At 69.5% G+C, this 14,606-nt stretch carries 11 protein-coding genes; 7 read left to right on the top strand and 4 right to left on the bottom strand.

Annotation, left to right across the window (positions count from 1 at the left end; translation table 11 throughout):
• Positions 1 to 18: 18 nt before the first annotated feature.
• The 3 genes from GVL05_RS03280 to sufB are packed head-to-tail and all read right to left on the bottom strand — an operon-like array spanning position 19 to position 3,029.
• Positions 19 to 345, bottom strand: coding sequence for a non-heme iron oxygenase ferredoxin subunit (locus GVL05_RS03280; RefSeq protein WP_111083970.1), 327 nt, complete (start codon positions 343 to 345; stop codon positions 19 to 21).
• Positions 345 to 1,610, bottom strand: coding sequence for a Fe-S cluster assembly protein SufD (sufD, locus tag GVL05_RS03275; RefSeq protein ID WP_159571241.1), 1,266 nt, complete (start codon positions 1,608 to 1,610; stop codon positions 345 to 347). The genes GVL05_RS03280 and sufD overlap by 1 nt, the downstream gene beginning before the upstream one ends.
• Positions 1,611 to 3,029 (bottom strand): Fe-S cluster assembly protein SufB, encoded by a 1,419-nt coding sequence (gene sufB / locus GVL05_RS03270; protein WP_111083968.1) that lies wholly within the window; start codon positions 3,027 to 3,029, stop codon positions 1,611 to 1,613.
• Positions 3,030 to 3,281: 252 nt separating this feature from the next.
• Here sufB and GVL05_RS03265 point away from each other — a divergent pair, with 252 nt between their 5' ends.
• The gene (locus GVL05_RS03265) at positions 3,282 to 4,259 is read left to right on the top strand and encodes a heme A synthase (RefSeq protein WP_159571238.1); all 978 of its coding nucleotides are present in this window, start codon (positions 3,282 to 3,284) and stop codon (positions 4,257 to 4,259) included.
• A 411-nt stretch (positions 4,260 to 4,670) separates the two neighbouring features.
• On the opposite strand, the gene GVL05_RS03260 is transcribed toward GVL05_RS03265, so the two are convergent.
• Positions 4,671 to 5,597: a heme o synthase gene (locus tag GVL05_RS03260; RefSeq protein WP_111083966.1), complete on the bottom strand. Its 927-nt coding sequence runs from the start codon at positions 5,595 to 5,597 to the stop codon at positions 4,671 to 4,673.
• 445 nt (positions 5,598 to 6,042) lie between these two features.
• Between GVL05_RS03260 and tkt the strand changes: the two genes are divergently transcribed.
• The 6 genes from tkt to pgl all read left to right on the top strand — a co-directional run bounded on the left by tkt (position 6,043) and on the right by pgl (position 14,345).
• A complete protein-coding gene (gene tkt, locus GVL05_RS03255; protein ID WP_123671736.1) occupies positions 6,043 to 8,136 on the top strand; it encodes a transketolase in 2,094 nt (697 codons plus the stop codon).
• Positions 8,137 to 8,263: 127 nt separating this feature from the next.
• Positions 8,264 to 9,376 (top strand): transaldolase, encoded by a 1,113-nt coding sequence (tal, locus tag GVL05_RS03250; RefSeq protein ID WP_132100325.1) that lies wholly within the window; start codon positions 8,264 to 8,266, stop codon positions 9,374 to 9,376.
• Complete coding sequence (locus GVL05_RS03245) at positions 9,376 to 10,974, top strand: glucose-6-phosphate isomerase (protein ID WP_159571235.1); 1,599 nt, start codon at positions 9,376 to 9,378, stop codon at positions 10,972 to 10,974. Before tal ends, GVL05_RS03245 begins: the two co-directional genes overlap by 1 nt.
• Positions 10,975 to 10,996: 22 nt before the next feature.
• Positions 10,997 to 12,535 (top strand): glucose-6-phosphate dehydrogenase, encoded by a 1,539-nt coding sequence (zwf, locus tag GVL05_RS03240; RefSeq protein WP_132100323.1) that lies wholly within the window; start codon positions 10,997 to 10,999, stop codon positions 12,533 to 12,535.
• Positions 12,532 to 13,476, top strand: coding sequence for a glucose-6-phosphate dehydrogenase assembly protein OpcA (locus GVL05_RS03235; RefSeq protein WP_111083961.1), 945 nt, complete (start codon positions 12,532 to 12,534; stop codon positions 13,474 to 13,476). Before zwf ends, GVL05_RS03235 begins: the two co-directional genes overlap by 4 nt.
• 98 nt (positions 13,477 to 13,574) lie before the next feature.
• Positions 13,575 to 14,345: a 6-phosphogluconolactonase gene (pgl, locus tag GVL05_RS03230; RefSeq protein WP_111083960.1), complete on the top strand. Its 771-nt coding sequence runs from the start codon at positions 13,575 to 13,577 to the stop codon at positions 14,343 to 14,345.
• Positions 14,346 to 14,606 lie beyond the last annotated feature (261 nt).

Raw genomic sequence — 14,606 nt, 5'->3', positions numbered from 1 at the left:
GGGGGCCGGGAGGCGGTGTCAGTCGACGGGCACGGGGTCGTGCACGTCGACGTAGACGTCGCCCTCGCGCACCTCGACCCGGAACACCGGGACGGGCTCGTACGCCGGGAAGTTCTGCGGCTTCCCCGTGGCGAGCGAGAAGCGGGAGCCGTGGGCCCAGCACTCGAGCGTGTCGCCCTCGATGAACCCCTCGGCCAGCGAGATGTCCCCGTGGGTGCACGTGTCGCCGATGGCGTGCACGGTGCCGGACGAGTCCTTCACGATGGCCACCGCGGTGCCGTCGACGACGGCGCGCATGGGGCTGTCCACCGCGATCTCGGACTCCGCGCAGACCTTCGTGGGCATCAGGCGTCGGCCTCCGCCGGCGCGACGACCGCCGAGCGACCGTCGGCGAGCTCCTGCTCGACCGCGGCGATGAGTCGTTCCTCGAGCTCGGGCGCACCGATCTTCTGGATGACCTCGACCAGGAAGCCGAGCACGACGAGACGACGCGCTTCTTCCTCGGGGATGCCGCGGGCCTGCAGGTAGAACAGCTGCTCGTCGTCGAAGCGACCGGTCGCACTCGCGTGGCCGGCGCCCTCGATGTTGCCCGTCTCGATCTCGAGGTTCGGGATGCTGTCGGCACGGGTGCCGTCGGTCAGCACGAGGTTGCGGTTCTGCTCGTACGAGTCGGTGCCGTCACCGGCGCTACCGATGAGCACGTCACCGATCCACACGGTGTGCGCGCCCTTGCCCTGCAGCGCGCCCTTGTAGTTGACCCGACCGCGCGTGTTCGGCGCATCGTGGTTCACGTAGACCTGCTGCTCGATGTACTGACCGGCGTCGGCGAAGTACACGCCGTACATCTCGGTGTCGGCGCCCTGCGCACCGAGGTGCGTCGAGGGGTTGACCCGGATGACGTCGCCGCCGAGGGAGACCACGACGTGCTTCAGGAAGGCGTCGCGGCCGACCTCGGCGAAGTGCGTCGAGACGTGCACCGCGTCGTCGTCCCAGTCCTGCAGGCTGACGACGGTCAGGCGTGCGCCGTCCTGCACGACGATCTCGATGTTCTCGCTGAGCAGTGCGCTGCCGCGGTTGTCGAGCACGACGATGCCCTGGGCGTGCGGCTCGGCCGTGATGACCGTGTGCGCCGCTCGGGGCTGCGTGCCGAAGTCGGAACGCGTGATGGTGATGAACTCGTGCGCCTCGGTTGCCTTGACGGTGACGGCGAGGACGGCGTCGCGCGCGGTCCACGCAGCGGCCGCTGCACGGTCCTCGGGCAGACCGGCGGTCCCGACGCGGGGGTCGTCGCTGCGACCCCACTCGACGTCGGCACCGTCGGACTGGCGGGCGAGGAACCGGTAGGCGGATCCGTCGAGACCACCGTCGAGGAGCGGCTGGAGCTTCGCCAGGGGCGCGAACTTCCAGTTCACCTCGCGGCCGGTGACGGTCGGGAACGCCTCGAGGTCGCCGGACTGGAACCGCTCGGAGCGGGTCTGGACCGGGATCTTCTTGTCCGGGGCGTCCCAGCCGCCGTCGGAGTGGGCTCCGGCGCCGTGCTGTTCGGCACCCTGGGCGGGTGCCGCGGGCTCGATCGGCTGGTCGATGTGGGGAGGGGTGGTGCTGGACATCTAGCCGACGGATCCTTCCATGCTCATCTCGATGAGCTTGTTGAGTTCGAGCGCGTACTCCATCGGGAGCTCGCGGGCGATCGGCTCGATGAAGCCACGGACGATCATCGCCATCGCTTCGTCCTCGGCCATGCCGCGGGACATCAGGTAGAAGAGCTGCTCCTCGCTCACGCGCGAGACCGTGGCCTCGTGCCCGAGCTGGACGTCGTCGACGCGGATGTCGATCGCCGGGTACGTGTCGCTCCGGCTGATCGTGTCGACGAGCAGCGCGTCACACCGCACGGTGTTCGCCGCGTGGTGCGCCGCCGGGTCCACCCGGACCTCGCCGCGGTACCCCGCGCGACCGCCGCCACGGGCGATCGACTTCGAGACGATCGACGACGTCGTGTACGGCGCCATGTGGATCATCTTCGCGCCGGCGTCCTGGTGCTGGCCGGGGCCGGCGAACGCGACGGACAGGGTCTCGCCCTTGGCGTGCTCACCGGCGAGGTAGATCGACGGGTACTTCATCGTCACCTTGGAGCCGATGTTGCCGTCGATCCACTCCATCGTGGCGCCCTCGTGCGCGATCGCACGCTTGGTCACGAGGTTGTAGACGTTGTTCGACCAGTTCTGGATCGTCGTGTACCGAACGCGGGCGTTCTTCTTCACGATGATCTCGACGACGGCCGAGTGCAGCGAGTCCGACTTGTAGATCGGGGCGGTGCAGCCCTCGATGTAGTGGACGTAGGAGTCCTCGTCCGCGATGATCAGCGTCCGCTCGAACTGGCCCATGTTCTCGGTGTTGATCCGGAAGTAGGCCTGGAGCGGGATCTCGACGTGGACGCCCTTGGGGACGTAGACGAACGAGCCGCCGGACCACACGGCCGTGTTCAGCGCGGCGAACTTGTTGTCGCCGGCCGGGATCACGGTGCCGAAGTACTCCTGGAAGAGCTCGGGGTGCTCGCGGAGCGCGGTGTCGGTGTCCATGAAGATGACACCCTGCTGCTCCAGGTCCTCGCGGATCTGGTGGTACACGACCTCGGACTCGTACTGCGCGGCGACACCGGCGACGAGGCGCTGGCGCTCGGCCTCGGGGATGCCGAGCTTCTCGTAGGTCGCGCGGATGTCCTCGGGGAGGTCCTCCCACGACTGCGCCTGCTTCTCGGTGGAGCGCACGAAGTACTTGATGTTGTCGAAGTCGATGCCCGTCAGGTCGGCACCCCACGTCGGCATCGGCTTGCGGCCGAAGAGCTGCAGGCCCTTGAGCCGGTTCTTGAGCATCCACTCGGGCTCGTGCTTGAGGTTCGAGATGTCGGTGACGACCTCGTCCGAGACCCCACGGCGGGCCGAGGCCCCGGCCGAGTCGGAGTCGGACCAGCCGAACTCGTATTGCCCGAGCCCTTCGAGCTCGGGACGGTCGATGAGCACGTCGGACATGGTCTCCTCGTTTCCTTCTCGCGGGGCAGCGTCTTCAGGTGTCAACCCGTGGCGTCTGGACGCCATTCCACCGCAGACCGCCGACAGGCGGACACGGTGCTGCTCCCTCGCAACGACAATGGTTCCACGCAGTCCCTGGATCGATCGGCGATCTCGGCCCATTCGGAGCCGGCGCCTGCCTAGACTTGACTGCTGCTGAACCCTCGAATCCTACAGGTTCACTGCACGGAACAACAGGAAGGCACCACCCTCGTGACTCGCGTCGGACCCCCCGTCGACCAGGATCTCCGGACCGCACGGTGGTGGTCGCTCCCCCGGGTCGTCGACCGCCGGGTCATCGCGCTGGCGTGGGCCTCGTTCGTGGTCGAGGTCGTGTTGATCGGCACCGGCGGCCTCGTCCGCCTGACCGCGTCGGGCCTCGGATGCCCCACCTGGCCCAAGTGCACGGCCGATTCGCTCGTCTCAACGCCCGAGATGGGCATCCACGGGATCATCGAGTTCGGCAACCGACTGCTCACCTTCGTGCTCGTCATCGTGGCGATCGCGATGTTCTTGGCGGTCGTCCGGATGCTCCGCACGCGCCCCGAACTGTTCTGGCTCGCGTTCGCTCAGGGCGTCGCGATCCCGGTCCAGGCCGTCATCGGCGGGCTCAGCGTGCTCACGAACCTCAACCCGTTCGTCGTCGGGCTGCACTTCGTGGTGTCCGCCGCCCTGACCTCGGTCACCGCGGCCCTGGTCTACCGGACGATGCACGGCCCCCGCACCAGCCACCGCCTCGTTCCCGGCTGGTACACCGGCGTCGTCCGCGGCACGGTCGCCGCCGTCGTGGTCACCGTGCTCGTCGGCATCCTGACGACCGGCAGCGGCCCCCACGCCGGTGCCGACGAGGCCGTCGACGGCGGAATGCTGCACCGCACGGGCTTCGACCCCGCGGTCATGGAGCACGTGCACGCCTGGCCCGCGTACGCCCTGTTCGCGCTGACCCTCGTGCTCGTCGTCGGCGCCGTCCGGCTCCGGATCTCGAGCAAGTGGGCGCTGTTGCTGCTCGTCGTCGAGTTCCTGCAGATCGCCGTCGGTCTGACCCAGGCCCGCACCGGCCTGCCCGTCGGGCTGGTGGGCACGCACATGGTGCTCGCCGGGCTGCTCGTCGGAGCCACCACGGCGGTCGTGCTCGCCACGCGCGCCAGCGCCGGTCGCGAGACCGTGCGCGAACCACTCGACGCCGCCTGACGCCCGGGCGCGTCGCACGCGCCACACCCGATCTGCGACACCCCACGAGTCGATCGACTCGTGGGGTGTCGTTCGTTGCACACGCATCGGGTACGTGCGCATGGTCCGTCAGTCCACGCGACGATCGACCGGTGGATCGTCGCAGAACGCGTGCGCCCCGCGCCCACGTACGCACGGGGCGGCCGGGAGGCCCGTGGCGGCCCCGCCCCGCGCCTCCCGGCTGCCCTGTGGGCACGTCCACGGCCGCGCCAGGTCCCGTACTGACCCGCAACGACGTCCTCGACGTCGTACGACGTCGAGGACGTCGCATCCCCGCGCGCGCAACCGTCGCGCACGCGCACCAACGACGAAGGCGACGCCGTACGACATCGAGTTCGTCGTACGACGTCGCCCAGTGGCGGCCCGCAGTGACTAGAAGGTGAAGACCTGCGGCAGCAGCGGGTCGATGCCCACGGCGATGAAGAGCAGCGTCAGGTACGTGATCGAGCTGTGGAACACACGCATCGGCTGCACGTGCTCGACGTGCTGGATCGCCCGCGAGTACAGCCGGTGCGACTCGACGACGAACCAGATGCCACCGGCCAGTGCGACCACGGTGTACAGCGGCCCCATGTGCGCAACGGGGATGAGCAGGAGCGAGCAGACGAGCGTCGCCCAGGCGTACAGCACGACCTGCAGGCCGACGACGGTGCGACCGCGGACCACGGCGAGCATCGGGACGTCGGCGGCGTCGTAGTCGTCCCGGTACTTCATCGACAGCGGCCAGTAGTGCGGCGGCGTCCAGAGGAAGATGACCATGAAGAGGATGACCGGGGCCCAGGTGAGGGAGCCGGTGACGCCCGCCCACCCGATGAGCACGGGCATGCAGCCGGCCGAGCCGCCCCACACGATGTTCTGCGGGGTGCGGCGCTTGAGCCACAGCGTGTAGACGAACACGTAGATGAGGATCGCGATGACGCTCAGGGCCGCGGCGAGCCAGTTCACCAGGAACCCGAGCACCGCCGTCGACAGGACGCCGAGGATCCACGAGAACACGAGGGCTTCGCGGTCCGAGAGCTCACCGGTCACCAGCGGGCGGGTGCTCGTCCGCTTCATCAGGCGGTCGATGTCACGGTCGATGTAGCAGTTGAAGGCCGACGCCGAACCGGCGGACATCGCCCCGCCGAGCATCGTCCAGAACACGAGCCAGAGGTCCGGCACGCCACGCTCGGCCAGGAACATGGTCGGCGCGGTGGTCACGAGCAGCAGCTCCATGACCCGCGGCTTGGTCAACGAGACGTACGCACGGACCTTGCGGGACAGCGTCGATCGGGGTCGATCGGTGTCGGGCCTGGTCACGGTGGCAGTCGGCAAGGGAACCTCAGTCTGTTCGCATCAGCTCGCACACTCGGTGGACGACTGCGGCGGCGTCCGGGCATGCGCTGACCCGGAATGTCCACGGGTCGTCGACAGTTTACGTGATGGAAGCGCCGCGATGACGCCCCGCTCCCCCATCCCGTGCAGACATCCCGTGCAGAACGACGGGCCGCGGAGCACGACACGCCCGGCGGACGAGGGCCCGGGTGACCCGACTCGTGAACATCGGGCGTCACCTGAACCCCTTCTGAGTGGCTGGTCACTATGCTGGACCTGCCCTCCCGCAGTGCGCGCCCCGATGACGTCGGCCGCGATGAGCCGGTCGGCCGCCGCTAGACGGCGACACGACTCGGCCCCGGGATGGCCACATGTCCGTGCGATGGCACGAGCCCTCGCACATGTCGCATCAAGAAGGGTCAACATCCAAGTGGCTGAATTCACCTGGGACGCCATCGACCGGAAGGCCGTCGACACGGCCCGCGTTCTCGCCGCCGACTCGGTCGAGGCCGCCGGCAACGGTCACCCCGGCACCGCGATGAGCCTCGCGCCGCTCGCACACCTGCTCTTCCAGAAGGTGATGCGTCGCGACCCGAGCGACTCCACCTGGATCGGCCGCGACCGCTTCATCCTCTCCGCCGGTCACGCCTCGATCCTGCAGTACGTGCAGTTCTACCTGCACGGCTACGGCCTCGAGCTCGACGACCTGCAGCACCTGCGCAAGTGGGGCTCGAAGACCCCGGGTCACCCGGAGTACGGCCACACCGACGGTGTCGAGATCACCACCGGCCCGCTCGGCCAGGGCCTCGCGTCCTCGGTCGGCTTCGCCTACGCCCAGCGCTTCGAGCGCGGCCTGTTCGACCCGGAGACCCCGGCCGGCCAGTCGCCGTTCGACCACTTCACCTACGTGATCGCCGGTGACGGCGACATGCAGGAGGGCGTGACGAACGAGGCGGGCTCGCTCGCCGGCCGTCAGCAGCTCGGCAACCTGATCGCGTTCTACGACTCGAACCAGATCTCGATCGAGGACAACACCGACATCGCGTTCTCGGAGAGCGTCCCCGAGCGCTACGAGGCGCTCGGCTGGCACGTCCAGATCGTCGACTGGAAGAAGACCGGCGAGTACTCCGAGGACGCCGTGGAGCTCCACGCCGCGATCGAGGCCGCCCAGCAGGTCACCGACAAGCCGTCGCTCATCGTCCTCAAGACGATCATCGGCTGGCCGTCGCCGACCAAGCAGAACTCCGGCAAGATCCACGGTTCGGCGCTCGGTGCCGACGAGATCAAGGGCCTCAAGGAGGTCCTCGGCTTCGACACCGCGAAGACCTTCGAGGTCGCCCCCGAGGTCCTCGAGTACACCCGCGGCGCCGTCGCCAAGGGCCAGGCGCAGCACGCCGAGTGGCAGAAGACCTTCGACGCGTGGGCTGCTGCCAACGCCGACAAGAAGGCGCTGTTCGACCGCGTCAACGCCAAGGAACTCCCCGCGGACCTCGAGGCAGCACTGCCGGTCTTCCCGACCGACAAGGCCGTCTCGACCCGTGCCGCCTCCGGCAAGGTCATCAACGCCATCGCGCCGCTGATGCCCGAGTTCTGGGGTGGCTCGGCCGACCTCGCCGAGTCGAACCTCACCACGATCGAGGGCGCCAAGTCCTTCGGTCCGGCCGAGGCCTCGACGTCGACGTGGAGCACCGACCCGTACGGCCGCGTGCTGCACTTCGGCATCCGCGAGCACGCCATGGGCTCGATCCTCAACGGCATCGTCCTGCACGGGAACACCCGCCCCTTCGGCGGCACGTTCCTGATCTTCAGCGACTACATGCGTCCGGCGGTCCGTCTCGCCGCGCTCATGGGCGCGCCGGCGATCTACGTCTGGACCCACGACTCCGTCGCCCTCGGCGAGGACGGCCCGACGCACCAGCCGATCGAGCAGGTCTCGTCGCTCCGTGCGATCCCGGGTCTCGACGTGGTCCGCCCCGCCGACGCCAACGAGGTCGCGTACGCCTGGCTCGAGATGCTCAAGCACACCGACCGCCCGGCCGGCATCGCGCTGAGCCGTCAGAACCTGCCGGTGTTCGAGCGTGGCGAGGGCGACGCCTCCGGTGAGGTCTTCGCTTCGGCGAAGAACGTCGCCAAGGGTGCGTACATCCTGGCCGAGGCGCCGAACGGCACCCCGGACGTGATCCTCATCGCGACCGGGTCCGAGGTCCAGATCGCCGTCGAGGCCCGTGAGCAGCTCAAGGGCGAGGGCATCAACGCCCGCGTCGTGAGCGCACCGTCCATCGAGTGGTTCCGCGCCCAGTCCGAGAACTACCAGGACCAGGTGCTCCCGAAGGACGTCACCGCTCGCGTGTCGGTCGAGGCCGGCATCGCCATGAGCTGGCGCGACATCGTCGGCGACAAGGGCCGCAGCGTCTCGATCGAGCACTTCGGTGCCTCGGCCGACTACCAGACGCTCTTCAAGGAGTTCGGCTTCACGACGGAACACGTCGTGGCCGCCGCGAAGGAATCCATCGCGGCTTCCTGACCCGCAGGGGCCGGGTCCGGTTCGCCGGATCCGGCCCTTCTGCCGGGAGGCGCGGTTCGGCTCCGCCACGCGCCCCCGGTCCCCCAGACCCCGGCCATCAGGCCGATGAAGGAAAGAAGAGAAACACATGGCTGAGAACACCCCCACTGCCGCCCTCTCCGCGGTCGGCGTGAGCATCTGGCTCGACGACCTGTCCCGCGAGCTCCTCGAGACCGGCAAGCTCACCGACCTCATCGCGCAGAAGAACGTCGTCGGCGTGACCACCAACCCGACGATCTTCGCGTCGGCCCTCGCCAAGGGCGAGCGCTACGACGCTCAGGTCAAGGAGCTGGCCGCTGCCGGTACCGATGTGACCGAGGCGATCTTCGAGATCACCACGCAGGACGTCGCCAACGCGTCCGACGTCTTCAAGCCGATCTACGACGAGACCAAGGGCTTCGACGGCCGCGTCTCGATCGAGGTCGAGCCGGGCCTCGCCCACGAGACCGCCAAGACCATCGAGCAGGCCAAGTTCCTGTTCGAGAAGGTCGGCCGCGAGAACGTCCTCATCAAGATCCCCGCAACGGTCGAGGGTCTCGAGGCCATCACCGAGGTCATCGGCGCCGGCATCTCCGTCAACGTCACCCTGATCTTCTCGCTCGAGCGCTACCGCGCCGTCATCGACGCCTACCTCGGTGGGCTCGAGAAGGCCAAGGCCGCCGGCCACGACCTGTCGAAGATCCACTCGGTCGCCTCGTTCTTCGTGTCGCGCGTCGACTCGGAGATCGACAAGCGCCTGGACGCCGTCGGCACCGACGAGGCCACGGCCCTGAAGTCGAAGGCCGGCATCGCCAACGCGCAGCTCGCCTACCAGGTCTGGACCGAGGCGTTCGCCTCCGAGCGCGCCCTCGGCCTGCTCGAGGCCGGTGCGAACACGCAGCGTCCGCTCTGGGCCTCGACCGGCGTCAAGGACCCGTCGCTGCCCGACACGCTCTACGTGACCGAGCTCGCCGCCCCGAACACCGTGAACACGATGCCGGGCAAGACGCTCGACGCCACGTTCGACCACGGTGAGATCCACGGCGACGCCATCGCCGGCACCTTCGACGCCGCGCAGCAGGTCCTCGACCAGCTCGCCGCGCAGGGCATCGACTACGACGACGTCGTGGCGCTGCTCGAGAAGGAGGGCGTGGACAAGTTCAACGTCTCGTGGGGCGAGCTCGTCGACACCGTGAAGACCGCGCTCGAGGGCGCCAAGTAGTGACGGTTTCCATCGCTGCCAGCGGCGATGCCGCGCGGGCCATCGACTCGGTGGTCCCGGGGCTCGTCGCTGACCTGGTGGCCTCGGGCATCACCGCCCAGGACCCCGAGCTGTGGGGACCGGATGCCGAGGCCGAGGCGTCCAAGCGCCTCGGCTGGGTGGAGGCCGTCTCGGTCTCCCGCCCGCTCGTCGCCCAGATCGCCGCGCTGCGCGAGTCGCTCCGTGCCGAAGGGGTCGACCACGTCGTCCTCGCCGGCATGGGCGGCTCGTCGCTCGCGCCGGAGGTCATCACGCGCACCGCCGGCGTCCCGCTGACGGTGCTCGACTCGACCGATCCCGCGCAGATCCGCGCCGCCGTCACGACGGACCTCGAGCGCACCGTGCTCGTCGTCTCGTCGAAGTCCGGCTCCACGCTCGAGACCGACTCCCAGCGCCGCGTCTACGAGCAGGCGTTCCGCGACGCGGGCATCGACCCCACCGGCCGCATCGTCGTCGTCACCGACCCGGGCTCCGCGCTCGAGGCCGCCGCGATCGACGCCGGCTACCGGGTCTTCACCGCCGACCCGACCGTCGGCGGCCGCTACTCGGCGCTCACCGCGTTCGGGCTGGTGCCCTCCGGTCTCGCCGGAGCGGACATCGCCGAGCTGCTGGACGAGGCCGACGCCATCTCCGCGCTGCTGTCGGTCGACCTCGACGAGAACCCCGGGCTCGTGCTCGGTGCGGTCCTCGCCGGCACCGACCCGCTGCGCGACAAGATCGCCATCGTGCCGGACGGCACCCACATCGTCGGGTTCGGCGACTGGGTGGAGCAGCTGATCGCGGAGTCGACCGGCAAGAGCGGACGTGGCCTGCTGCCCGTCGTGCTGCACGCCGACTCCCCCGAGGTCTCCGCAGCCCTGCCGGACGTCCAGGTCATCCGCCTGGTCGGTTCGCGCGAGGACGAGCGCCACGTCGCCGAGGGCGAGGTCGAGATCACCGGGACGCTCGGTGGTCAGATCCTCGTCTGGGAGTACGCCGTCGCCGTCGCCGGGCGGCTGCTCGGCATCGACCCGTTCGACCAGCCCGACGTCGAGGCCGCCAAGGTCGCGACCCGTGCGCTGCTCGACGACCGTCCCGCGCCTGCGGACCCCGCGTTCACCGAGGACGGCATCGCCGTCTCCGCGACGCCCGGACTGGCGGTCGGGACGACGCTCGCAGAAGCCGTGACGGGCCTCCTGTCCGAACTGGACGCCACCGGCTACGTGGCGGTGCAGGCGTACGTCGACCGCACCACGAACCGTGACCTCGAGACGCTCCGCGACGCCCTGGCGGCGCGCACGCGTCGGCCGGTCACCTTCGGGTACGGCCCGCGGTTCCTGCACTCGACCGGGCAGTACCACAAGGGCGGACCCGCCACGGGAGTGTTCCTGCAGATCGTGGCGGACGAACCGGACGACCTGGCGATCCCGGGCCGGCCGTTCACGTTCGGCCAGCTCCTCCAGGCCCAGGCAGCCGGTGACGCGAGTGTCCTCGCGCAGCACGGCCGCCCGGTCCTCACCCTCACGACGTCGGACGTGCGCGCCGCCACCGCGGCCATCGCCTCCGCCGTCTCCCACTGACTCGTAAGGAGTTCACCGACTCATGTCACCGGTGGCAATCACCCCGGAGCACAACCCGCTCCGGCTGCCGACGGATCGTCGACTGAACCGGATCGCGGGACCGAGCACGCTCATCATCTTCGGCGTGACGGGCGACCTGTCACGCAAGAAGCTGATGCCGGCGGTCTACGACCTGGCCAACCGGGGGCTCCTGCCCCCGGGGTTCGCGCTCGTCGGCTTCGCCCGTCGCGACTGGGAGGACCAAGACTTCTCCCAGCTCGTGCACGACGCCGTCAAGGAGCACTCCCGCACCCCGTTCGACGAGGACGTCTGGCGTCAGCTCGAACAGGGCATCCGCTTCGTCCAGGGCTCGTTCGACGACCCCGAGGCGTTCCTGCAGCTCAAGCAGACCGTCGACGACCTGGACACCGAGCGCGGAACGCTGGGCAACCACGCGTTCTACCTGTCCATCCCGCCGAAGATGTTCCCGGTGGTGACCGAGCAGCTGAAGCTGTCCGGCCTCACCGCGAAGCGCGAGGGCTCGTGGAGCCGCGTGGTCGTCGAGAAGCCGTTCGGCTCCGACCTCCGCACCGCGCGCGAGCTGAACGCGATCGTCGAGAGCGTCTTCGCGCCCGACGACGTGTTCCGCATCGACCACTACCTCGGCAAGGAGACCGTCCAGAACCTGCTGACGCTCCGGTTCGCGAACCAGATGTACGAACCCATCTGGAACTCGAACTACGTCGACCACGTGCAGATCACGATGGCCGAGGACATCGGCGTCGCGGGACGTGCCGCGTACTACGACGGCATCGGCGCGGCGCGCGACGTCATCCAGAACCACCTGCTGCAGCTCCTCGCGCTCACCGCGATGGAGGAGCCCGTCTCGTTCAAGGCCGCCGACCTGCGCGCCGAGAAGGAGAAGGTGCTGTCCGCCGTGCGGCTGCCCGAGGACCTGTCGACCGCCACGGCGCGTGGACAGTACGCCGGCGGCTGGCAGGGCGGCGAGAAGGTGCTCGGGTTCCTCGACGAGGCCGGGATGAACCCCGAGTCCGGCACCGAGACGTACGCGGCGATCAAGCTCGACATCGCGACCCGTCGCTGGCAGGGCGTCCCGTTCTACCTGCGCGCCGGTAAGCGGCTCGGGCGCCGTGTGACCGAGATCGCGATCGTCTTCAAGCGCGTCCCCGAGGACGTCTACGGCAACTCGCAGTCCCCCCTCGGGCAGAACGCGCTCGTGATCCGCGTCCAGCCGGACGAGGGCGTCACGCTCCGGTTCGGCTCGAAGGTCCCCGGCGTCGGCACCCAGGTGCGCGACGTGACGATGGACTTCGGCTACGGCCACGCCTTCACCGAGGCGTCCCCCGAGGCGTACGAGCGACTCATCCTCGACGTGCTGCTCGGTGACCCGCCGCTGTTCCCGCGGCACCAGGAGGTCGAGCTGTCCTGGAAGATCCTCGACCCGATCGAGGAGTTCTGGGCCACGCAGGGCCAGCCCGAGCAGTACCGTCCCGGCACGTGGGGTCCGGCGTCCGCCGATGCCCTGCTCGCCCGCGACGGCCGGACCTGGAGGCGTCCATGAAGATCGACCTGCCGAACACCACGGTCTCGAAGATCCAGAAGAAGCTCGTCCACATCCGCGAAGAGGGCGGCGCCGTCGCCCTCGGTCGTGTCCTGACGCTGATCATCTCGACGGCCCTCGGCCACGAGGAAGAGGCGATCGAGGCGGCGAACGAGGCGTCCCGCGAGCACCCGATGCGCGTGATCATCGTGTCGAAGAACGACGGCGACACGAAGTCGCCTGGCCGTCTCGACGCGCAGATCCGCGTGGGCAGCGACGCGGGCGCCAGTGAGGTCATCGTCCTCCGCGCCTACGGCGAGACCGCGACCGACGAGGAGAGCCTGGTCACGGGCCTGCTCCTGCCGGACGCCCCGGTCGTGGCCTGGTGGCCGCAGACCGCGCCGTCGCAGCCGTCGGCCTCGGCACTGGGCCGCATCGCCCAGCGCCGGATCACCGACGCCGCCGCGCAGAAGGACCCGAACGGCGCGATCGAGGCCCTCGGTGCCTCGTACGTTCCGGGCGACACCGACTTCGCGTGGACCCGACTGACCCTGTGGCGGAACCAGCTCGCCGCGGCGCTCGACCAGCCGCCGTACGAGCCCATCACGGGCGTCGAGGTGACGGGCGCGTCGGACAGCCCGTCGACGATCCTGCTCGCCGCGTGGCTGCAGCTCCAGCTCGAGGTGCCGGTGACGGTCACCACGTCGCCGCGTGCGACCGGCTCGAGCGGCATCCACGGCGTCAAGCTCGTGCGCGAGTCGGGCACCATCGACCTCGAGCGTTCCCTGGTGGACGTCGCGACGCTCTCGATGCCCGGTCAGCCCACGCACGACCTGTCGCTGCCACGCCGCAACCTGCGTGACTGCCTGGCCGAGGAACTCCGTAGACTCGACCCGGACGTCCTCTTCGGAGACGTCGTCAAGCACGGGGTTCCCCAGCTGCGCGAGACCATCGCCCGCTGAGCACCCCACAACGGTCGGGTCGTCTGTCTGGTGCAGGCGGCCCGACCGGACCGAAGGCGGTCGTACGACCGGTCGGCCGCCACGAACACGGGAGTCACGTGACCAACGAACGGCGGGTGCTCGTGCACCCGGACAAGCAGGCCCTCGGCGCTTCGGTCGCCGCACGCTTCATCACCAAGATCATCGACGTGCTCGACGAGCAGGAGCGTGCCGACATCGCGATCAGCGGTGGCTCGGTGTCGTCCCTCGTCCTCGCCGCCATCGGCCAGTCGCCGGCGCGCGAGAGCGTCGACTGGTCGAAGGTCCACGTCTGGTGGGTCGACGAGCGCTGGGTGCCGGCCGGTGACGCCGACCGCAACACCACGGGGACGCAGACCGACTTCTTCGACCACGTCGACATCCCGGAGTCGAACATCCACCCGATGCCCGCGTCCGACGCCGGCATCGACATCGAAGCGGCCGCGCTGCAGTACGAGCGCGAACTGCAGGACGCCGCGTACGAGGGTGCCGTCGCTCCGCGCTTCGACATCACGCTGCTCGGTGTCGGCCCCGACGGGCACACCGCGTCGCTCTTCCCCGAGTTCCCGCAGCTCACGGTGACCGACCGCGCCGTGGTGTCGGTCGACGACTCCCCCAAGCCGCCGCCGCAGCGGCTGACGGTCACCTACCCGGTGATCAACGCCTCGCAGCGCGTGTGGGTCATCCTGTCCGGCGCCGAGAAGGCGTCGGTCCTCGGGCTCGCCCTGGCGGGCGCCTCCGTCGAGGACGTCCCCGTCGGCGGCGTCCAGGGTCGCAAGCGCACCGTGTTCTTCGTGGACCAGGACGCCGCGCGCGACGTCCCCGAGAACCTCATCGCGTCGACGTACTAGACGCGCGTCCTGCCTGACGGGAGGCCCGGTGCCAGCTGGCACCGGGCCTCCCGTCCGTCTGTGGTCGCTTTCACCGCTCCCACCGCCGCCCCACACCCGCTCGCCGGCGCCGAGCGGTCAAGAAGTGTCGCCTGAACGCGGGCCCGGGCGACAGAACCCGCCGCCGCAGCGAACCGCACGCGGCATGTCGTGACCACTCGGCGAGCCGGCTCTCCGCGCGGCACCCGGCAACCGAACGATTGCGACACCCCGCCGACACGA

Origin of the sequence: Curtobacterium sp. 18060, from assembly GCF_902706105.1 — a bacterium.
GTDB lineage: Bacteria > Actinomycetota > Actinomycetes > Actinomycetales > Microbacteriaceae > Curtobacterium.
Note: the sequence above shows the minus strand (reverse complement) of the source record. Positions and strands in the feature narration are given on the sequence as shown.